Here is a 21,653-nt window from a genome sequence, read left to right on the forward strand (position 1 = left end):
GGGGAGAGCATGGCTGTATAACTTTTTTGTCTATAGTTTTTTATACTTAAAAATGGCGCTAACTGAAGACAGTTGGCGCCATTTGGCTGTTGGTGAACCTGACAGCAGGGTATCCAAACTCGTTTTTTAATGATTTGTTGAGTCCAAATGAGTGCATAAATTTAGTACCTCAACAGTATTATGCTCTTTGCCCTCACCCTTAACATCTAACCTAACTCCCGAATATATAAGTGCAGCTTTATTTTCTTTATGCTCCGCCATACCAACTGTAGTATGCAGGGCTAAGTATTAATTCAAGTTCACATTTCTATATTCATTAGGTGTGGTACCTGTGTTCTTCTTAAAAGACCTTGTAAAGTGCGCTGGGTATTTAAACCCTAATTCGTAAGCAATCTCGTTGATCGTTTTATTGGTATCCAGTATCTTCTGCTTAGCCAGATCCATGATCTTTAATTGGATATATTCCAGTGCCGTTTTTCCCGTTTCCTTTTTTATGAGATCACCGAAATAATTACTGGAAAGATGGAGCCGTTCAGCACTCCACGCAACAGAAGGCAGGCCTATTGTTTGTGGTTTATCCGATTGGAAATACTCACTTAGCAGTCTTTCAAACTTAGCTAATAGATCAGTATTGGCATCATTTCTTGAAATGAATTGACGGTCATAAAAACGTATGCAATAGTTTAAGAATAATTCAATATTGTCAACAATCAGCATTTTGCTATGTTTGTCCATCCCACGTTCCAATTCATAGCTGATTTTATCAAAACAGTCTAAAACAATTTTTCTTTCTCTTTCAGATAAGTGTAGCGCTTCACTGGATTGGTAAGAAAAGAACGTATAATCATCTATGTGCCTGCCCAAAGATGTACCACGTATCAAATCGGGATGAAACAGCAAAGCGTAGCCCTGCGGTTTATAATCCTTGTTAATATCCACGTTGATGATTTGTCCGGGGGCAACAAAAACTAATGTCCGGTCCTGATAGTCATAGGTATGCTTACCGTATTTCATATCGCCGCACATCACTTCCTTCAGATACACGGCATAAAAACCAAAATTCATTTTGGACGCATAGATTTCCGGCACTCTACCGTCAAAATCCATAATGCTTACCAATGGATGCAAATTTTCCTTATGATAAAAAGTATCGTGCTGGCTTACTGTATTAATTCTTAAAATTTCGTCCATTCTATTTACACTTAAAAAACCAATACAAATTTACCGTTTATTTTTCCCCCTATTGCTAAATCGGTGCAAATCAGTGAAAATGGTAGCACAATCCGTGGTTTGTATAAGTAATTTATATCCATAAGGTAGGAACTTTGTACTGTAAAGTTATAGCGTGATAAAAATCACGGTAACAACAGAATTTTGATATTAAACAAAGAATTGATTATGAAACTGATGGAAGATAAAGTTGTTCTAATTACAGGAGCGGCACAGGGGATCGGGTTTGCCACTGCAAAAGCATTCGCCGAGGCTGGCGCATCGGTAGCGTTAGCCGATTATGATAAAGATTTGGTGAGCCTGGCAGCAGAGCAGTTGGCAGCAGAAGGTTATAAAACTCTCGCAATTGTCTGTGATGTTTCAGATGATGGGCAGGTAAAGGCAATGGTTGATAAAACAGTGGCAACATTCGGAAGACTCGATGCAGCCTATAACAATGCGGGAATTCAAAATGAACTGGCGGACGCGGCGGATCAGACGAGTGAAGATTTTGACAGGGTTACAGGGGTTAATCTGCGGGGAGTATGGAGCTGTATGAAATACGAATTGCAGCACATGCGTAAACAGGGTAACGGGGCTATTGTGAACTGTTCTTCCATTGGTGGCATTTTAGGCGGGGCACAGAGAGGAACGTACCACGCAGCCAAGCACGGTGTAATTGGGCTTACCAAAAGTGCTGCCTTAGAATATGCGTCTACTGGAATCCGAATCAATTCAATCTGCCCGGGACTGATCCACACGCCAATGGCCGATAAAATGATGGCGGGTGGTCAGCAGGATGCGCTGGATGCAATGTTAGCAGCTGTTCCAGTCGGTCGTCTGGGAAGGCCGGAAGAGATAGCCAGTGCTGTGGTATTCCTGTACAGTGATGCGGCAAGCCTGATAGTTGGCCATACTTTGGTCGTAGATGGCGGTTATAGTATTCAATAGTCCACCAATGAACACATAAAAATAACAATATGAAAAATGAAAAAGAACTTCAGAACATTAAAAATAGTACACCGTTCAATCGCCGGGACTTCTTAAAGAGTTCGGTCCTTTTAGGAGCAGCAGCCTGTGTTCCTGCCATATTGGTACCAGGCTGTACAGAAAAGAAAGCAACATCTTCAAATGATAGTCAAAATGAAAACAATATGCCTGCTATTACTGTGCGCCGTACTTTAGGAAAGGGCTCTGCCGCAATGGAAGTTTCGGCATTGGGCTTTGGTGTAATGGGAATGAATTACCATCGCGGTACCCATCCCGATGAAAAAGCAATGATAAAACTTGCTCATCAGGTAGTGGAACGTGGCATTACCCTTTTTGATACCGCAGAAACTTACGGACCTTTTTTCAACGAAGAACTGGCAGGCAAAGCATTGAGCGGCTTCAAGGATAAGATTGCCATTACCACAAAATTCGGGTTCAATTATACCGGAAACAAAATCAACGAAATGCCCGCCGGAGCAAACAGCCGACCTGAACGTATCCGTGAAATGGTAGAAGCATCGTTGAAACGCCTGAATATTGATGTGATAGAATTGCTGTACCAGCACCGTCCTGATCCTAATATACCCATTGAGGATGTAGCAGGAACGGTTAAAGACCTGATTACTGAGGGGAAAGTGAAACATTTTGGACTTTGTGAGGTCGGAGCGGCAACTATTCGCAAGGTACACGCCGTACAGCCTGTTACTGCTATACAGAGCGAATACCATTTGATGTGGCGTGAGGTGGAAAAAGAAGTATTGCCCGTATGTGAAGAATTGGGTATCGGTTTTGTACCGTACAGTCCTTTGAACCGTGGTTTTCTGACTGGAGCCATTAACGAGTACACCAGTTTTAATTCCGGTAATGATAATCGTAATATCCTGCCACGGTTTACACCGGAAGCGATACGGTCCAATCTTAGAATTGTGGAAGAACTCAACGAGTTCGGACGTACAAGAGGCATTACTAGCAGCCAGGTAGCATTGGGGTGGTTGCTGCAAAAAGCCCCATATATTGTTCCTATTCCGGGAACGACCAAACTAGCGCACCTGGAAGAAAACCTAAGAACGTTGGATTTTACTTTTTCACAACAGGAATGGAATGAGCTTGAAACAGCAGTGGCAAAAATTCCTATCATTGGCGACCGTTACCCTGCCTCAGAGCAGAAGCAGGTGGAAAGCAAATAGTAATTTCAAAAAATAAATATGAATTATATTAAAAATATATCAAGATTAATTATCGGTGTAAGCATCATTTTTGCTTTATATTCCTGTAGTAATCACAAAAATCAAAAAAGTATTATGACAACACAAAACACTTCAATTTTTTCAAAAGGTAATGCTGCCCCAAAGGACTGGTTTACCGGCGATGCTTTTATACACCCATTATTGGCCAAGGACAAGAACAACGATTTCGCATTGGGTAGTGTAACCTTTGAGCCGGGTGCAAGAACACTTTGGCATACCCACCCAAAAGGACAGATATTGATTGTTACGGAGGGTAAGGGCTGGTATCAGGAAAAAGGAAAACCTGCAAAGCCTATAAAAAAAGGTGATGTAATCAACATTCCTGAAAATGTGGAGCATTGGCACGGCGCGTCGGCAAATACCAAGATGGTACATATTGCCATTACGAACTATCAGGGCGAAGAAAATGTAACCTGGCTCAAGCCCGTAACCGATGTGGAATATCAGGAGGTGAATAAAAAATAGTTCAATGAATATATTACTTAAATATTTATTATTTTTTTGTTTAATCCTAAATATCAGCACCATGAACGCACAATATCGAACAGTTAACGAAAATATACTAAGTACCCAACAGCAAAGTATTGTAAGCATTTCAGCATTAACGGCAACGGGCGATCTGGAAAAGCTAAAAGGTCAGCTAAATAATGGACTGGATGCAGGGATTACTATCAATGAAATAAAAGAGGTATTAGTACAACTTTATGCTTATTGTGGCTTTCCAAGAAGCCTGAATGCTCTCAATACGTTTAAAATAATCCTAGACGAAAGGAAATCAAAAGGTATTATTGATAGTTTAGGTAAGCAGATTGTAATTGAAAACGATACAGCTGATAAGTACGAACAGGGGAGAAAAGTTTTGGAAACATTAACCAAAATTCCGCAGTCAAAACCAGCTCCCGGTTTTGGGGAGTTCGCACCTCGTATTGATGCTTTTTTGAAAGAACATCTGTTTGCCGATATTTTCGAGAGCGATGTCCTTACCTATCAGCAAAGGGAATTGGTGACAATTTCCGCTTTGGCTTCAATGACCGGAGTAGAATCGCAGTTGCAGTCTCATATCAGCATGGGGATGAATACAGGTCTAACGGAAAATCAGTTAATAGAGGCTTTTAACATCGTAGGAAAATGTATCAGCAGGCATCAGGCCGATCTTGCAAAAAAAATATTGTCAAATACCATATCTACAAAGTAAAAACAGACTAGATCGGGAATGATAGAAGATGTGATAATCTTATTGATCGTCACAAAAATCACTATTAGAGCCACACTGACACTGACTATTTTTTTATTTCGCCTGGTAATACCCCTAGAAATGCTCAAAATATGCCCGGTAACAAGGCTAGCTTCATCGGCTAAAAGCCATGTAATTTCGCTGGGATTGGCTACAAGGTACATTGGGAATATGGCAGTAATTCGTTCTTCATTATAATTTTCAGCTTCGCCCTCCGGATTTTTGGTAATAATTGCTGTTCTTGCTGCCCCTTGCACCATACCATTTACACGAATGCCCTGTTGAGCATGATCGGGCGCTGCCGATTTTGTCAATCCGACTACGGCGTGTTTATAGCACAATAAGTTCCGGTAAATGGAATAATGCCGTTAAGCCAAACGATGGAGGGTTTACGATTGTACTTTTGCCCTGTTTCAGCATTTATACTATTTCATATTTTAAGCAATAATAAACACCTAAAATATTAGTATCTATCATTGCTTTAAAGCAGTTCGCATCTCAATTGTCAAAGGTCTTTCGTTAAATAGCCCGGCATTGTTTACAGCGTAATCGAGACTACCGGAGGTTTCTACAATCTTTTCTATCATCGCCTTTACCTAAGCTTCCCTGGTAACGTCATTCTGAATAAAGAGGATTCTTGCACGTCTGCCGCAACAGCTTCAATTTCCTTCATTTCTTCTTTGCCTTTATGGGTCCTTCGTCCGCTGATAAGGACCTTAAAATGTTGTAAGAAAGAAGAAGAATAAAGCGTATGGTCTTCGCTGCTATACCACCGGCCGTTGAATATTCTTTAACCCCAAAAGGAAAAATTCTGAAACCTGTAATCCTTGAAATACAGGCCTGGGCAATTAAAATAAATTTAAAGATTTTATCATGGAATGGCTCACCGTTATAGATCTTCATCAATACAGTACATTAGAAGAAGGAGAGATTTACAACATATCATTAAACCTTAAATTCAATATTTTTTAATTACACACTTTACGGGAAAATCCCTTTAAAAAAAATAAAGCAGGTTTTGCTCGCACCTGCATTTCATGGGATTAGTTAATACTTCCTTCTATAAAGTAAGGTTCAAGCTTTTGAAATAGAGCTCTGGCCTTCTCGCAATTAGTAAGGAAGATAAACCCTGCCTTTTTCTCCCTATTCATGATGAAATAAGCCGTAAAATCACCATTGTCTCCACTGTGCATATACCGCATTCCATATTTTGTTTTCTTCATACTTATCCCAAGTCCCCAAGCATCTGTACTTTTCCAGTCGGGTACTTTTGTCTGTTCTTTAAACATTTCTTTAATCATATTCTTAGAAAGTCCTTTTCCGTTCATTATACCAATCATAAAATTGGCATAGTCAATTGCATTCGTCCTGAGCGATCCGGCCGCTCCAAAATCTTCCATTTTGTTTATTTCCTGTTTTTTATTGACCCCTTTATCTTCTTTATACCCCGCGGCTCTGTGTTCGCTTATATAATCATTCCAATAATAATAAGCATGCTTCATTTTAAGTGGCTTGCCTACTTGATTGTAAAATTCCTGATCGAGTTCCTTCGGGGTTTTATTCATTAAATGACCAACAACAGCCACTAAATATTGGTAAGCTTCTCCTGAATACGAAAACTCTGTCCCAGGAGTAAATTTCAGCTCCAAATTGCCTTGTCTCCAGTTAGGCATGCCTGTAGTGTGGGAAAGCACCATTCTGGCTGTAATAAGCTTATATCTTTCATCATATTCAAGATCTTTATTTCTTAGGTAGGTGTATAGGGGAGTATCCAGGTTTAGAATGCCTTTATCCACCAATTTAAGTATAAAATAAGCGAAAGCTGTCTTGCTGAGAGAAGCCGCTTCAAAAATGGTATTAGATTTTACTTTTATCTTGTTCTCAATATCAGCATAACCGTATTCGTTGCTATACACAATTTTACCATTATTAATAAAGGCTATGGAAAGTCCAGGCATATTTAGACTATCAACCTGTCTTTGCAAGAATCTGTTCATAGATTCTTTATTAATTATTTTTCCGCTTATTGACCGTATTTGTCCATAACTGTTGGATATTGATAAGATTACAATTAAAAGGAAACAATTTATTTTAAGTTTCATATGCTTTTTAGGTTTTGTGAATTGAAACAAAAGGCAGCAACAAGGACAGTGTTAAGTTTAATATTTTTTAAATAATACTGGTTTTCAATAGTTTAAAATTAACAAATAATTTGATACTAAAAGATGTTGATTAAAAGTCAAAAAAATTCTCATATTCTATATTACGGAATATTGAAGTCTATTGATTGCCATTCCAACGATTCTATGGTACTATGATATGCCTATGTAGACTCGAAAAATCTACTTTCATAGGTAATTGAAGGGTGATATTGGAATGAAAGAATAGCTGCTAATGCTTTATTGAGAGCTTATGAAGAAATTTCCTTGGATCAAGTAGAAGAACATTCTAAGTAAAGTAATATTCCAAAAATTGAAGTAGAAAAATTATAAAAAACGTTTATCAAATGCTAAGAGTTCATTACTGTAGAATATAAAGGACAGATCGTTTTTCCTATTCAGATTAACCAAACTTTTTGCTTAGCCCCCAACTTTTGCACCTGATCCGATTTGGATCAGTCTCAAAAGTTGGGGGGAATGTTTAGTGGTGGTATCTTTGTCTTATGCTAAGCGATTACAACCTTCTTAAATTTTTACTTCCAGAATTTCTAGTTGAACACTTTGATATCCTCAAAGCAGAAGAACATTCTGCTGAACTTCATATTTATTTTGAAGAAAGACCATAATGCACCATTACAGAGATATTCTAAATTATTTTGATAAAAGAAGCACATTTCAAAGGGAAGCTTCCGTCATTATCTGGGAAACTTCTATTGTAGGAATTTGCCAAATCTACCAATAATAGGGTAAGACTTTCTTTATTGTTCAGGGCTTTCATAAACACACCGTTTTTAATGGCATCTAAATGAATAAACCCTAATGCCGATAGCCAAACATCGATTGGAAAAATACCACTTGTAAGCTCTGTATTGAACCAACCGATAGACTTAATATTATGCTTGATTTATACGTGGTTCGGTGCTAACGCCAGATTTGCATCTGGGATATATTGGTATGAAAGTAAAATATAATTTGTGATAAATTGGCTTCAAACCAAAAATAGAATAATTTTTACTATTTTTGGTTTGAAGCCATCATGATCTATAAAGATAGTTTTCATAAATCTGTAAAAGTCATTTAAAAAAAATTACATTTTTTTTAAAGTTTCCGCCACTAATATTACCAATGCAATTGCAAGAATCATTGCTAAAATAGAATAAGGATTAGCAAAATTAACAGTCCAACCTAAAAATTTATTCCTTTTAGGAGGAAAGAGCCTTTTATCATCTTTATTATAATAAAAGATTCCAAATTTCCAGTTATCTTCATTATCTTCATTATCTTCGTTCATAATATAATGTTTTTAAATAATTAAATACATAGTTATTTTTATCTAAATATAGTATTAATGCTCCTATCATTGGAAACATAAAAGAAATAAGACCATGTAATATAAATATACTAAAATGAAATAAAATTCCTAGAAAAAAGAAAAGCATTAATATTCTTTTATTTGTAGCTAATATACATGCAAATAATCCTAATTCTAAAAAAATTATAGACCATGAAATAATTGGAGCAAATGAACTTAAAGTAAGTAAATTTACAAATTTTAAAATAAAATCTGGAGCTCCAAAAATATTATTATTAAGCCAATAATAAAGACATGTCCCATCTCTCCAATCTTCTTTGTATAATTTACCTACTCCAGAATGAAGATATATAACAGCAACCTGTAATCTTATTAAGAAATAATATACTCCAAAAAAAACATTTCTGTTTTTTAAATAAAGAGAGGGATTAAGTTTCTCTTTATTCCATTGATTAATTCTTGCGTCAAATAAACAAACTGGTATTAACAATAATGAAAGATTTGAAGCAATCTGATCTCCCCCTTCAACAATTACAAATGAATTGCAAATACTTAAATGTACCCAAGCTTGTAAAAAACAAGATAGTTGAGGTAGATAACCTGTAAAAACAAATAATAAAATAAAGATGCATATTGTTTTAGCAATAGGAGGAGAAAAGAAAGAAAAAATACTAAAATTTAAAGAAAAATTATTTTCTATCCTATCAGCTAATAATCCTATATCTATATTAGAAAGCTCATATGAATCATTAAAAAAAAGTATAAGGAGAGCTCCAAATGCTAGAAAGCATCTAGCTAAAATTATTTTTTGATTAAATATCAAATTATTTTCCAAATAATTAATAACTTCTCTCATTTTAATTCTTTACTACTTGAATTGGATATATTTTAAATTTAGCTTTATAATTAGAAGTTTTACTAAGTAAAGCCCAAGGAAGCGGCTCCTCGATAACTATTAAATATTTTCCATTATTTATATCGGGTATATACTTCTTATCAATATAAACTTTAGTGAAATTATTATTTCTATTTATAACATTTTTCTTTAATTCATTAATTCCTAAAAATTCTTCAGATCTATATTCTATCGAGTCAGTAATAATTTTATTAACTATCTTTTGAAGTTCTACATTTATTATCCTACTTTTTCTAGAAGCTCCTAAAAAAGTATTTAGAGAAAAATTTTTATCAATAACATTATCAAATTTATTATTTGAAAAAGAGAACAAGTAAATTAAGGGATCTCTTGGTTCTTTTGTAAAAAAAGCCCATCCCTGTGGAAAAAATGAAATATATTTCTTTTTTGTTTCTTTACTTTTATTTAAAGGACTGTTACCAAAATAGACAGACGATATCTTAAAAATAAATATACACACAAAAAAGAAACCTTTTTGCTTAGCCCCCAACTTTTGCATCTGATCCAACATCGTTAGGAAGCCCTTGAAATGGAAAATAAGACTCTTGAAGAAGCCTCTGAAGAGCAAATTTTAAAGACGGAAGTATTTGAAAATGGAGATTCCCGCAAACAGCTTCTGGCAAGAAGCAGGTATCTGCTTTACAAGAGCCGGGAAAAATGGACGCTGTCCCAGAGGCAAAGAGCTTCCATCCTTTTTGCTCAATATCCTGATCTGGAAAAAGCGTATGGATTAACCGATGGCCTTAGAAAGATCTATAATCAGCCTATTACAAAATCTGTGGCTATGACTAAACTTGCGCATTGGTTTAGAAATGTTGAAGAAGCAGGTTTTACCTCTTTTTCCACCTTAAGAAAGACCATAATGCACCATTACAGAGATATTCTAAATTATTTTGATAAAAGAAGCACTAACGCAGCGGCTGAATCTTTCAATGCTAAAATCAAAAACTTTAGGATGCAGCTCAGAGGGGTGAAGGACAGATCATTTTTTTTATTCAGATTAACCAAACTTTTTGCGTAGCCCCCAACTTTTGCACCTGATCCACCTTAATGGGATTTCAAACTACGCTTCAATACCGATGAAATCTCTGATATAGCACTTTTAGACTGTCTGTTTCAGATGGGCTAGGGATTTTACATCAAAAAATTCAAACCATAAAATATCAGGCTGTAAAAGTTTGATATAGAGATTTTTATGCATAAAAAAAGAGAGACAACTATCAAATAGTTGTCTCCTTAAGTGACCTTGACGAGCGTCTATTCAAACTCTTTTGTCGATGATTTAATTCGTTTGAGCCAAATTAAACAGGAATTAGCAATTCCTAATTTAGAATTTAATTTTTTATAGTTACGATTTCTTTGCAAGATGATTTTAAATATTTGAAACAATCGAAATTGGAATCGTTTGACTTTATTTTACTTCGATTAGTTTCTCTCTTTTTAAGATGATTTTAATAATAATATTTAATTTGTATGTAGTTAATAGGATTTATGTAAAAATGAAACTTGGTACATTAAAATATATTGTTATCATAATTTATTTGTTGCAGAAGATTCAGAATTTCCGATGTTTGAAAAGCTATTGCTTTTACAAGATTTAAGCAATTTATATTTAGAAAAAAAATGTAAATTAGAAAATATAATTACTATTTGTAAAATTTTAAAAAATAATCTGCAACAATTTTATGTATTGTCTGTCTAATTACTTGTATAAAGAATTATATGGATCATAATAATGGAAGTAAAACCAGCGACAGATATCTGCTTGAAAAAGTATTGGATGGTGATCATTCTGCGTTTTCCATAATTATAAGAAATACGGAAAGGTTGGTAGCACAAATCGTTTTCAAAATGATTTCCAATACTGAGGACAGAAAAGATATTTCTCAGGATATTTATTTAAAAACATTTAAGAATCTGAAACAGTTTAAATTTCAATCAAAACTTTCTACATGGATTGGCCAAATAGCTTATAATACATGCCTAAACTATCTGGAGAAGAAAAAGATGATATTGTTGGATTATAATTTTTCGGATGAAACGCAGGAGGAAGTTTTGGAAAAGTTAGCTCAGCAGATCAATTCGGATAACGAAACCGAAAAACAAATTTTTCAAAAAGAACTTTCAGAAATTTTGACGACAGAAATAGAAAAGCTTCCCCCCATTTACAAAGTTCTCCTTAATCTTTATCATCAGGAAGAATTAAGTTACAGTGAAATATCACAGATTACACAACTTCCGGAAGGAACAGTCAAGAATTATTTGTTTAGAGCTAGAAAAACATTGAAAATAAGTCTGTTATTAACTAGAAAAAGAGAAGAGTTATGAAGAATATGCACTTAAGTGAAATCGAAATTCAACAATATGTCTTGAACAAAGCTGACTGCGATAATGTGATTACTAAGCATATTCTTCAATGTCAAAAATGTCAAAGTGAAGTCGAGTTTTATCAATTATTATTTACTGAAATAAAGGAGATACCAAATCCTGTGTTTGACTTTGATGTTGCAGATCTTGTTATTAAGCAATTACCCCAGAGGAAATATTTGTCGTTAGACAAATATTTTATCGCTTTATTGTCCTGCATTTCAATGATACTCTTGTGTACTTTGATTTTTGTGATCAATCACTATTTTCCAACTGTTTTTGGAGCAATTTCTATCTTGAATTTTTTACTGATTTTAATACCTACTGTTTTTATAATCAGTTTTTTATATATGGATATGAAAAGAAATTTTGACCGGCAGATGAAATTTTCTTGATTTGTTGCAACATTATAAGAATTGACTGGTCTAATGTACTACAACTAAAATTACTAAAATGAAAATATTGTTATTAACCAGCATATATAACCTCTCAGAATCGGGGAGTATTTCCTCCAATAATGTTGCCCAGGCAATAGATAAAGACATTTTGGTCATGATAGGACTACTCATTGGGATTGCTTTAATTTCCTTTACTATTTTAAGCCTCATCAAATTTTGGATGGATTACAGGCTGAAAAATAAACTAATTACGAGTGGTCTTTCTGAAACCATCATCAATTCTATTTTACAAAAGAGTGAAAAAGGGAGCAGGAAAAGTACTATAAAATGGGTAGCCATTTTTGCCGGATTAGGCTTTGCATTTACCATTATAAATTATACACTTCCGTTAGGTATGCATTCCGTAGCTATTTTGGCATTTTGTTTAGCCGTGAGTTTTATTTCCTATTTTTTCTTTTTAAAGATGACGGATCAATCCTAGTATTGTAATAGATTCTATTGTTTAGCAATACTATTCAATCTATCATCGTTCTAATTTAATTTTTTGCCTTCCCCATATTTCAATTCAATCGATTTACTGTATTGAAGAGGCTTGTTATTGGCAAAAAAAATTAAAACAGAACATCATAAATACACAAACATAGAATTTCACCCTGCTTTTTGCGAAACATTTCTGTGAAATGCAGAATTTGACATAATATAAAAACGCCTTCCTCCACTAATTAAAAATTAAGTATAAAAAATATGAACACTATCTTAAAATCAATACGATTAAAAAATATACTGACAATAGGGTTGATAATATTAAGTATGTATTCCTTTGGACAAACCAAAGAAAGAGAAACGATGATTGCTCCTGAAAAACTGAAACAGGATTTTAAAGTACTGAGAGCTGCTCTTGAAGAGGGATATCCGGGAATGAACAGATATCATCCAAAAAGATATACGGATTCTTTATTTGATTCATCCGAAAAAAAGCTTCAGAAGAAAATATCTGAAAGGAAATTTTTCCTGTTCATCAGTAAAATCGTAATGCAGTTGCAGGACGGACATATGGATGTTTATCCCACAGAAAAGACACAAGACCTCCTGAAAAAAAGCGACTGTACCATACCTTTTCAAGCTTTTATTTCAAAAGGTAAAATGTATGTTCAAAAAAATTATTCTACTCTAAACGATAAGGAATTATTGGGAGCAGAAGTCATTTCGATCAACAATCAACCCGTTTCCTCTTTTATCGGAGACGTCTTAAAGATCTGCACTTCGGATGGCAACAACCAGACCAATAAATACAAGCGTCTGGAAAGTACGGGTTTATTGACTCAATATTTATACAATATTCAAGGGTATAGAAATACTTATAAAATAAAATATATTCCGTTTCAAGGGAAGAAAACAAAAATTACCACTTTAAAAGGAATAGAGTATCAAAATCTTCTAAAAATTCGTAAAGACAAATATCCTGGTATTGAGCAGTTACCAGCAAAATTCAACGTTCTTAATTCTTCCACTGCTTATCTGAAAATCGCAAGTTTTAATAAAGCAGATTACAGGAAGAATAATATGGATTTTGTTGAGTTGATGAAATCTTCTTTTGAAACTATTAAGTCTAAAGACATTAAAAACCTAATTCTTGATCTGAGGGGTAACTTGGGAGGTACAGATGCATATGGCAAAATACTGTATTCATATTTTACAGATCATGATTTTCTGTACTACAGTGCTTTAACTATCAATAAACCTGAATTTGATTTTACCAAATATACAGATGAACCGGATCTGAAAATTCCTGAGGAAGCCATCAAAATGAATGAAGCAGGAACTTATGATGTGATCGACCATCCCAACGTGGGAATGCAGAAAAATAGTTTACCCTATTTCTCAGGCCAATTGTATATCCTTATTGATGGCGACTGTTTTTCCACTACTGCTGAATGCCTTTCAATGCTGCATAGCTATACTTCTGCCGTTTTCATCGGAGAGGAAAGTGGTGGTGGTTATTATGGTAATTTTTCCGGTTCGGTACCTAACTTAACGCTGCCAAATTCAAAATTGCAAATTGGTATTCCACTGATGAAATATATGATGGCTGTAAAAGATTATAAATTCAAAGACCGCGGAGTAATCCCAAATTACTATATAACTCCCACTATAAAGGACAGGATAGAATCTCGTGACCCGGAACTTGAATTTACAAAGAAACTTCTTGATAATGATTCGCTTCACATTAATCCCTGACCATTGTAGAGATGAAGAAATAGGATACGGCGGAGCCAGCGGGAATTTTGCTTACAGTTGATGTGATATTGTTATTACTGATTATGTTGGGATGCATTCCACTTCAAGATGGTGATGCTATCATCATTTCTAATAACGGATGAAGGTGGCGAAGACTGGTAATATCAAGATGTGTTCTTATTATTATAGTCAGCATTATGCCGATGACAAAAAATATAAAGAGCCTATAAAATCTACATTCACAGACTTACAAAAAGAAGAATATGAAAACCGAGTCATTAGACTGTGTAATGCAGGTGTCAAAAATCCGTCCACTTGGGCCTTCAGCAAAGTCACAGAAGGGATACCACAGTTTTTGCTAGATTTCTCATACTTAGGTCTCTATTCAACATCGCAAAATCTGCAGACGACAATATCGCAATGGCCACTGACTTTGATGATGAAGTAGAGGAAAAATATAATACGTTAAAAGACATCGTTGGAGAGGAAGAATTATTAAGTTTTCTAACGTCTTACCCTAAAGGTATTATTTACAATGTCGTTGGACTGTTAGATGAAGGAACCCAGGAAGCTGAACGAGATAAAGTAAGCTGGATACTGATGAAGATCGATGAAAATTTTGAATCCACAGGACAGATGATCCAAGGTCTTCATGAAGATTTTTTAGAATTTGAAGATGAGGTAAAATAAAAAAAATCCTATACGTACCTAATAACGACACATTGATCAAAAACTAAAATCCAATCTTGTTTTCAATACTGAATTACTTTGAAAATGGCTTATCTGATGTGGAGTGAGGTTCTGGAGAAAAGTAAACATTATTCAAAGAAATTAGAATTGCTGTAGAAAGACTTTGAAAAATTGAATAATCTCAAAAAGATTATAGTCAAATGACGCCAACTGTCTTCAGTTGGCGTCATTTGACTATTTGTGACCTCGACAGGATTCAAACCTGTAACCTTCTGAGCCGTAATCAGATGCGCTATTCAGTTGCGCCACGAGGCCTTGTGTTATCTTGTTGTTTAACGGTTGCAAATATACCACTTTTTTCCGTTCTTTGGAAGATGAAACAGAAAATTTTACTTTTATTCACGGTATTTTTGCTAATTGCCTGTAAAAGAGAACCAAAAATTTCGTCCTCAGATTGGACTAACATATCAAGTCGTACCCAGTTTAAGGAACATGATGGAGTTCTCGAGCTAAAATCGGGAAATTTCACCTATAATTTCGAAAAAAATCAGACGCCATTCAGAAAAATAATTCTTTTGAATGCAAGTATGGCAGGATATATTTCTGAACTTGGAGCCGAAAATCTGATCATAGGAGTGTCAAGTCCGGAATATATGTATTCGGATAAAATTCAGAATCTTCTGAAAGAAGGAAAAATTGAGAATGTAGGAAGTGACCAGAAGTATGATGTAGAAAAAATAATTTCTATGAAACCGGATGCTATCTTTACCAATTATATTGCAAGCTTTGAGAATACTTACCAGCTGTTGAAGAATAACGGGATTCAGGTCGTATTCCTGGATGAGTATATGGAGCAGAAGCCAATGGAAAAAACGGCTTACATAAAACTTTTTGGTGAATTTTTAGGGAAAGAAAAAGAATCTGAAGCTAAATATCAGGAAGTTGAAAAAAATTATAATGATCTGAAAAAATTAGCTTCAACCGCAAAAGACAGACCGGTTGTATTGGCTAACGAAATGTATGGTGATGTTTGGTATCTTCCAGGAGGAAATACCTCTGTAGCCCATTATATTTCAGATGCCAATGCGAATTACATCATGAAAGACAATAAGGATGAAAAAGCACTGACAATGAGTTTTGAAGAAGTGTATGCAAAAGCTGGTGGTGTTCAGTACTGGGTGAATGCCGGAAGCCATACCTCTAAAAAAGAAATGCTGGGAATGAACCCTTTCTATGGAAAGCTGGATGTTTTCAATAAAGGGAAAATATATACCATTGCAGGAAGAGAAAAACTGAAAGCTAATGACTTCTTTGAAAGTGGAGTGGTAAGGGCTGATTTGATCCTTAAAGATTACATAAAGATCTTTCACCCCGAGCTTTTGCCTGAATATCAGCTTACCTATATGAAAGAGTTGCAGTAACTCGGACTATTTGCTTATTTTTGCCTTTCCTTTTTATAAAGTTATGTGGAAAAAAATTAAACAGCTTATCTTTATCATTCTTGTTCTGAATGTAGTTTTTATTATCTGGGGTAGATTTTTTAATCCACCCATTACCATTACCCAGATAGGAGGGCTTTTTGAATACGGAAAACTGCACAGAGATTATATTTCCTACGATGAAATGGGAAATAATGTGAAAAAAGCAGTAATAGCCTCTGAAGATCAGAAGTTCTTTGATCATGACGGTTTCGATTATACAGCCATTGAAAAAGCCATGAAATATAATGAGAAAGGAAAAAAAGTCAGAGGAGGAAGCACCATTTCACAGCAAACTGCAAAGAATGTCTTTCTATGGCAGGGAAGAAGCTGGGTAAGAAAAGGATTGGAAGCGGTCTATACCTTTATTATCGAAAAAGTATGGGGTAAAGATGTTATCCTTGAAAGATACTTGAATTCCATTGAAATGGGGCAGGGCGTATTCGGTGTAGAAGCGGCAGCCCAATATTATTTTGGAAAATCATCTAAAGAGCTAAGTGCTTCAGATGCAGCCTGGATTGCCGCTGTATTGCCCAATCCTAAGAAGTATGATCCCAAAAATCCTTCCCCTTATCTGAGAAAGAAGCACAATTGGATTATGAGACAGATGAGGAATGTGAGTTTGAAATAGTATCTTTGTACTAATGAAATTCTTTAATTCCAGCACAAATTTTGAGTCAGTTCTTAAAAAATACTTTTCTTTTAAGAACGAAACTCTTTCTTTAGAACCGTTTGCCGAGTTTTTAGAAAGCATCAAAAAGGCAGACTTTACAGATGTACTCAATTTTCTCAGAAGTAATCCGAATTTTGCTGAAAACTTTAAGCATTATATTCACAATATTTTTAAAGGAAGACCTTTTAATCTTTCTTTAACGGAAGCTAATATTCTTTCGGAAAATGCCTTCTTTCCGGAACTTAAAAAGAGAATCCTGAACAAAGTTCTTCCTCCTGTAGAGAATGAGAAGACGATATGGTACATGATTGATAATGTCAGCATGAGGCCAAAGAAGGATTTAAAATATTTACATAATCTTCCGGAGAATGAAATAAATGAGTTTCTGAATATCCTGGGTGCCTCAGATTTTATTATCAGGCCCAATGTGAAAAAGGAGCTTATTTTCTCTATGAATATCCTTTCCTGGAGGGTTACGGGTATGGCAATGGAAGTGGAAGTTGTGAGAATGGCTCCCCAATACAGGAATCTTGATAATCCTTTTCTGGCATTGCAAAATGAGCTGGAAACATTAGCTGATGACCTTGTAAAAGATCCTGATGTACAGCTGCATTCCAAAGACAGCCGTTATAAACAGATTAAAATCTATACCGAGCAGTGCCTTGAGTTTGTTAATATTGCTTTTAAAAACTCAGCTAAATATGGTATTTCAGGAAAGATTAACCAATCGTTGCTGAAGATCCGCCAGCAGACCGAAAGAATTTTTGATATTGTACAGCTCCTGGTCATTGATAATGATGAAGATGTTCTTGTTAAATCCAAGCAGTTGGTCTTTAATATTCTGAATTATAAATCTCATAAAAATAATATTGCAGACCTTATCAACGATAGTACGAGGCTGATTTCTCATCTTATTACCAATCATACCGCAGAAGCTGGCACCCATTATATTACCTCCACCAGAAAGGAATATATGACTATGTTTTACAAAGCAAGTGGTGGTGGGATTATTGTAGGGGCACTCTGCGTACTGAAAATGCTGTACGGATATATTCCGGGAAGTGACTTTTCACACGCATTTTTGTACTCAATGAACTATGCAATGGGATTTGTCATGATTTACCTTATGGGATTCACATTGGCCACAAAACAGCCGGCAATGACGGCTGCTACCATGACTAAGGTGCTTTCTGAAGAAGGAAATGGCCAAAGAAACAATACTGAATTTGCCCATCTGGTATCAAAATTATTCAGAAGTCAGTTTATTGCATTTGTGGGAAATGTATTGCTTGCCTTTCCCATCGCACTTGCTATTATCTATGGACTGGATGTGTTTTTCTCTCAGAACCTGGCCGTTGAGCGGTCTGATAAATTATTAAAAGATCTTGACCCTTTTAAATCCAAAGCTATTTTGCATGCCAGTATCGCTGGTTTCTATCTGTTTATTTCCGGGATTATTTCCGGAAACATCGGGAATAATTCCGTGTTCTACCAGATTCCGGAAAGAATTGCCAAAAACCTTTCGATCAGAAATTTCTTTGGAAAAAAGTTTGCCAAAGGATTATCAAAATATTATGCTAAAAACTGGCCGGGAATCGTTTCCAATTTCTGGTTTGGAGTTTTTCTGGGGGCTACCGCTCCGGTAGGAATGTTCTTTGGGCTTGATCTCGATATCAGACACATTACTTTTGCCGCAGGAAACTTTGCATTGGGGCTTTACGGAAAAGACTTTTCAGTAGATTCCTATACTTTCTGGATCTCCTTTGTAACTGTATTTCTGATTGGATTCTTTAACTTCCTGATTAGTTTCAGTCTGTCAATGTTTCTGGCATTCAGATCTAGAAAAATGAATTTCGGGCAGGTAAGTGAAATCTATAAAGAGATTTTCAGGTATTTTATAAAACACCCTTTGAAGTTCTTCATACCGCTAAGTTCCGGACTGGATAAAAAAGCGGATGATCTGATGAGCAGCAGAATGTCTAATAAATCTGAAGAGCATTAAGAGTGTTACTTATCATATAGAAGCAAAAATGCTCCTTTCGGGAGCATTTTTTATTTTTCAAAGACAGCTATAGATAATTTAAAATATCATTTTATTTGAACCCGGCTGCTTATAATCTTTTACATGCAATAAGGAAATTCCGGGCATTCTGCAGGTAATTGTTCCCAAAAGATACATTGGCCAGGGTCCCCACAGCTCACAAGACAGCATACCATCTGTCCCGCACCTTGTATTGCCTTCATGTTTTTTCTCGATAATTTTTTTGATGTAAGTACTTTTTTCATGTTAAAAATAGTTTATTTTATGAGTCTTAAATATATCACTTTTACTGGATATAATGTGTTTTTTTTTCATAAATAATCATTTGTAACATAGATAAACAGAGAGAACTCTATAATATTTGAATGTCGCGGAATTTATCATCTCCAAACTTATCCTGAAACTTCTTCAGATAGAAACTCTTACGCATTGTAAAGTCATGTTTCAGTAATGGAGAGTTAATTTTAATAATAATACATCCCTTTTCAAGATTGACACTTCTGATTTCGTTAAATAAACTCTCATCCAGATAATCTTCAAGGAAGTCTTTGATTTCAAAGGCAACAAGCTTATCCTCAAATCCGTGGATTCTGGCAAAAGACTTTACCAGTTCGGAGGATTGATATTCACGTTTTTTCTTCTTCATAATTGTGTTGCGTGGGTTCTGGGTTTTGTGTGATTTGAAAAGGAGTGCAAAAATGTAAATTATTTATTTATATTCCAATTTTCTTATACCCAATTTTTATATAAATTGATTTTACCTCACTATGTTAGTCTGATATCCCATTTATTCCATGAATTAGAAATTAAGTGTCTTAAAATCAATGTTTTAATGTCGTTTTCCGAAGCTTGTATCCAATTCATATCTCAAAAATAATACTTTCTTCATTGATTTTCTTTACCACACTTTCTGTACGTTCTCTATGCGTATCTGTAATGAATATCTGCCCGAAACTTTCCTTGTTCACCAGTTCGATCAGCTGTGATACGCGGGTGTCATCAAGTTTATCAAAAATATCATCTAATAAAAGAATAGGAGTTTTTTTGGTAAGCTCTTTTACAAGGCTCATCTGAGCCAGTTTTAAAGAAATAAGAAAGGATTTCTGCTGTCCCTGTGAACCTATTTTTTTGATCAGAACATGATCCATCTCAAAAAGTAGATCATCTTTATGAATTCCTTTGGAGGTATAAGTAAGCATACGGTCTTTTTCAATGCTTTCTCTTAAAAGTTCCGCAAATGTATTTTCAAACAAATGAGATTCATAAATAACAGCTACAGTCTCTTTGCCCCCCGAAATAATCTGATAAAAATTCTGAACAATGGGGTTAAGCTGCTCTACAAATTCTTTTCTTTTCTTGTATATTTTAGTTCCAAAACGTGTGATAGGTTCATCATAAATATCCAGCGAATCCCTGTCCCAGTTTCTGTTTTTAGCAAAATATTTTAGTAAGGCATTTCGTTGCTGAATGGTTTTCTGATACTGAATAAGATCAAAAAGATATTCGGAATCCGTCTGAGAGATCATAGCATCCAGAAACTTACGCCTGCTTTCCCCGGAATCCGAAATAAGATTTGAATCATAAGGAGAAATCATGACGCTTGGCAGGTAACCGATATGATCAGCAAGTCTGTCATAGCTTTTGTCATTCTTTTTGATTACCTTTTTGGCTTCCTTCGGCTGGGTGATTCTGATGATGTCTTCACTGTCTTCATTCTGAATTTCAGCATCAAGAGAGAAAAAATCTTCTTCACTTTTGATGTTGTTGATATCAGTGTTACCCAAAAAACTTTTCCCTACAGATAAATAATGCAGAGCATCCAGAATATTGGTTTTTCCCACCCCATTATTACCTACGAAACAGTTGATCTGGGGGGAAAATTCAAATTTCTTTTCTGAATGGTTTTTGAAATTGTAAAGGGAGAGCTTCTTGATAATCATTCGTCAAAAATACTCCATTATTAGTAAAAATAAAAAAGGAAGTGCAGAACAAGTTTCTACTCCAAATGAAAAGTAAGCGTCATCTCTTTTATTTTCAGCGAAATAAATAAAAATATAACTCATAATGGAAGCCAAAAAAAATGAAAACGCATATATAGGTTTGAGATAAAAAATGCTGATCAGACTGCTCATGAAAATAAGTGCATAAGCAACATATTTTGTGTTCTGTACGCCAATAAACATCGGAAATGTCTTTACAGTATCACTTTTCATATCCCGGATATCAAAAGGAAGAACAAGTGCCGTGATAAAGAAAAAGCTGATCAGAAATATAGGAATACTGAATTCCGGAAGGGTAAGCCAGCAGTTGACCAATGCCCAGACCAGTCCTACATAAAAAACCTTCAGCAAAGGAATTTTCCTGATATAAATATCCAGAAAGAAACTGTTGTAAAGAAGTCCCAGTACCACAATAATAAACCATTTCAAAAGTCTGATCTCATTGTGATTATGGATGATCAGAAAAGCACAGAAGATCCCTGCTATAGCATTTAAAGTCAGTATTTTGAAAAAATGCCGGGTATATTGATATTTAGTATAAAGATAACCACTGAAATAAGTAATGAAAATAAGCAGAACACTGGGGAAACGGAATGTGTTTTGCTCTTCCATAAAAAATACTGCAAAAAGAGTTCCCATTAAAGAGACATAAATTTGACTGTCTATGACCGATTTTTTGAGTATTTTTAAGATGTTCATTT

General features: G+C 35.0%; 25 protein-coding genes and 1 tRNA gene. 13 read left to right on the forward strand and 13 right to left on the reverse strand.

Annotated features, from left to right (window positions below; genetic code table 11):
* Nucleotides 1-288 precede the first annotated feature (288 nt).
* Entirely contained in the window at nt 289-1,191 is a 903-nt protein-coding gene (locus AC27VX_RS18280) for a helix-turn-helix domain-containing protein (protein ID WP_488697142.1), read from the reverse strand.
* Between the two features lie 207 nt (nt 1,192-1,398).
* On the opposite strand from AC27VX_RS18280, the gene AC27VX_RS18285 reads away from it, so the two are divergent.
* From AC27VX_RS18285 to AC27VX_RS18300, 4 genes are all read left to right on the forward strand, one after another.
* Entirely contained in the window at nt 1,399-2,160 is a 762-nt protein-coding gene (locus tag AC27VX_RS18285) for an SDR family NAD(P)-dependent oxidoreductase (protein WP_488697144.1), read from the forward strand.
* Nucleotides 2,161-2,189: 29 nt separating this feature from the next.
* The gene (locus AC27VX_RS18290; protein WP_488697146.1) at nt 2,190-3,386 is read left to right on the forward strand and encodes an aldo/keto reductase; all 1,197 of its coding nucleotides are present in this window, start codon (nt 2,190-2,192) and stop codon (nt 3,384-3,386) included.
* An 18-nt stretch (nt 3,387-3,404) separates the two neighbouring features.
* On the forward strand, nt 3,405-3,911 hold the full coding sequence (locus AC27VX_RS18295) for a (R)-mandelonitrile lyase (RefSeq protein WP_488697148.1): 507 nt from the start codon (nt 3,405-3,407) through the stop codon (nt 3,909-3,911).
* Between the two features lie 61 nt (nt 3,912-3,972).
* Entirely contained in the window at nt 3,973-4,641 is a 669-nt protein-coding gene (locus AC27VX_RS18300) for a carboxymuconolactone decarboxylase family protein (protein WP_488697150.1), read from the forward strand.
* On the opposite strand, the gene AC27VX_RS18305 is transcribed toward AC27VX_RS18300, so the two are convergent.
* The 7 genes from AC27VX_RS18305 to AC27VX_RS18335 form a co-directional block, all read right to left on the reverse strand.
* Complete coding sequence (locus AC27VX_RS18305; protein WP_488697152.1) at nt 4,590-5,021, reverse strand: SDR family oxidoreductase; 432 nt, start codon at nt 5,019-5,021, stop codon at nt 4,590-4,592. The two genes, AC27VX_RS18300 and AC27VX_RS18305, sit on opposite strands and share 52 nt — an antisense overlap.
* A gap of 328 nt (nt 5,022-5,349) precedes the next feature.
* Nucleotides 5,350-5,583, reverse strand: a complete 234-nt coding sequence (locus tag AC27VX_RS18310) for a hypothetical protein (RefSeq protein ID WP_488697153.1) — start codon at nt 5,581-5,583, stop codon at nt 5,350-5,352.
* Nucleotides 5,584-5,723: 140 nt separating this feature from the next.
* Entirely contained in the window at nt 5,724-6,677 is a 954-nt protein-coding gene (locus tag AC27VX_RS18315) for a serine hydrolase domain-containing protein (protein ID WP_488697155.1), read from the reverse strand.
* A gap of 808 nt (nt 6,678-7,485) precedes the next feature.
* Nucleotides 7,486-7,617, reverse strand: coding sequence for a hypothetical protein (locus AC27VX_RS18320; RefSeq protein ID WP_262912474.1), 132 nt, complete (start codon nt 7,615-7,617; stop codon nt 7,486-7,488).
* A 309-nt stretch (nt 7,618-7,926) separates the two neighbouring features.
* Nucleotides 7,927-8,130, reverse strand: coding sequence for a DUF5808 domain-containing protein (locus AC27VX_RS18325; RefSeq protein ID WP_488697157.1), 204 nt, complete (start codon nt 8,128-8,130; stop codon nt 7,927-7,929).
* Nucleotides 8,117-9,007, reverse strand: a complete 891-nt coding sequence (locus tag AC27VX_RS18330; protein WP_488697159.1) for a sporulation-delaying protein SdpB family protein — start codon at nt 9,005-9,007, stop codon at nt 8,117-8,119. Before AC27VX_RS18330 ends, AC27VX_RS18325 begins: the two co-directional genes overlap by 14 nt.
* A gap of 1 nt (nt 9,008) precedes the next feature.
* The gene (locus AC27VX_RS18335; RefSeq protein WP_236855042.1) at nt 9,009-9,578 is read right to left on the reverse strand and encodes an SdpA family antimicrobial peptide system protein; all 570 of its coding nucleotides are present in this window, start codon (nt 9,576-9,578) and stop codon (nt 9,009-9,011) included.
* A gap of 18 nt (nt 9,579-9,596) precedes the next feature.
* Here AC27VX_RS18335 and AC27VX_RS18340 point away from each other — a divergent pair, with 18 nt between their 5' ends.
* From AC27VX_RS18340 to AC27VX_RS18365, 6 genes are all read left to right on the forward strand, one after another.
* Entirely contained in the window at nt 9,597-10,088 is a 492-nt protein-coding gene (locus AC27VX_RS18340) for an ISL3 family transposase (RefSeq protein WP_488697161.1), read from the forward strand.
* Between the two features lie 701 nt (nt 10,089-10,789).
* Complete coding sequence (locus AC27VX_RS18345; protein WP_236855040.1) at nt 10,790-11,395, forward strand: RNA polymerase sigma factor; 606 nt, start codon at nt 10,790-10,792, stop codon at nt 11,393-11,395.
* Nucleotides 11,392-11,829 (forward strand): hypothetical protein, encoded by a 438-nt coding sequence (locus AC27VX_RS18350; protein ID WP_236855039.1) that lies wholly within the window; start codon nt 11,392-11,394, stop codon nt 11,827-11,829. The genes AC27VX_RS18345 and AC27VX_RS18350 overlap by 4 nt, the downstream gene beginning before the upstream one ends.
* 58 nt (nt 11,830-11,887) lie before the next feature.
* Nucleotides 11,888-12,313, forward strand: coding sequence for a hypothetical protein (locus AC27VX_RS18355; protein ID WP_236855038.1), 426 nt, complete (start codon nt 11,888-11,890; stop codon nt 12,311-12,313).
* Nucleotides 12,314-12,576: 263 nt separating this feature from the next.
* Nucleotides 12,577-14,070 carry a S41 family peptidase gene (locus tag AC27VX_RS18360; protein WP_488697164.1) on the forward strand — a complete coding sequence of 498 codons (1,494 nt, stop codon included), beginning with the start codon at nt 12,577-12,579 and terminating at the stop codon, nt 14,068-14,070.
* Between the two features lie 420 nt (nt 14,071-14,490).
* Entirely contained in the window at nt 14,491-14,760 is a 270-nt protein-coding gene (locus tag AC27VX_RS18365; RefSeq protein WP_236855036.1) for a hypothetical protein, read from the forward strand.
* A gap of 241 nt (nt 14,761-15,001) precedes the next feature.
* On the opposite strand, the gene AC27VX_RS18370 is transcribed toward AC27VX_RS18365, so the two are convergent.
* Nucleotides 15,002-15,075 (reverse strand) — tRNA-Arg (locus AC27VX_RS18370).
* Nucleotides 15,076-15,134: 59 nt separating this feature from the next.
* Between AC27VX_RS18370 and AC27VX_RS18375 the strand changes: the two genes are divergently transcribed.
* The 3 genes from AC27VX_RS18375 to AC27VX_RS18385 are packed head-to-tail and all read left to right on the forward strand — an operon-like array spanning nt 15,135 to nt 18,913.
* Nucleotides 15,135-16,181 carry an ABC transporter substrate-binding protein gene (locus tag AC27VX_RS18375; protein ID WP_488697166.1) on the forward strand — a complete coding sequence of 349 codons (1,047 nt, stop codon included), beginning with the start codon at nt 15,135-15,137 and terminating at the stop codon, nt 16,179-16,181.
* A gap of 43 nt (nt 16,182-16,224) precedes the next feature.
* Nucleotides 16,225-16,869 (forward strand): monofunctional biosynthetic peptidoglycan transglycosylase, encoded by a 645-nt coding sequence (mtgA, locus tag AC27VX_RS18380; protein WP_236855024.1) that lies wholly within the window; start codon nt 16,225-16,227, stop codon nt 16,867-16,869.
* A 13-nt stretch (nt 16,870-16,882) separates the two neighbouring features.
* Entirely contained in the window at nt 16,883-18,913 is a 2,031-nt protein-coding gene (locus AC27VX_RS18385; RefSeq protein WP_236855023.1) for a site-specific recombinase, read from the forward strand.
* Nucleotides 18,914-19,032: 119 nt separating this feature from the next.
* Here the strand turns inward: AC27VX_RS18385 and AC27VX_RS18390 are convergent, their stop codons facing one another.
* From AC27VX_RS18390 to AC27VX_RS18405, 4 genes are all read right to left on the reverse strand, one after another.
* Entirely contained in the window at nt 19,033-19,197 is a 165-nt protein-coding gene (locus AC27VX_RS18390; protein WP_410680094.1) for a bacteriocin-like protein, read from the reverse strand.
* 107 nt (nt 19,198-19,304) lie between these two features.
* Entirely contained in the window at nt 19,305-19,598 is a 294-nt protein-coding gene (locus tag AC27VX_RS18395) for a hypothetical protein (RefSeq protein ID WP_236855022.1), read from the reverse strand.
* 214 nt (nt 19,599-19,812) lie between these two features.
* Nucleotides 19,813-20,892 carry a DNA replication/repair protein RecF gene (gene recF / locus AC27VX_RS18400; RefSeq protein ID WP_236855021.1) on the reverse strand — a complete coding sequence of 360 codons (1,080 nt, stop codon included), beginning with the start codon at nt 20,890-20,892 and terminating at the stop codon, nt 19,813-19,815.
* 3 nt (nt 20,893-20,895) lie between these two features.
* Nucleotides 20,896-21,651: a UbiA prenyltransferase family protein gene (locus AC27VX_RS18405; RefSeq protein ID WP_488697170.1), complete on the reverse strand. Its 756-nt coding sequence runs from the start codon at nt 21,649-21,651 to the stop codon at nt 20,896-20,898.
* Nucleotides 21,652-21,653: the final 2 nt, after the last annotated feature.

The organism is Chryseobacterium sp. 14P4.3.2 (assembly GCF_057799275.1).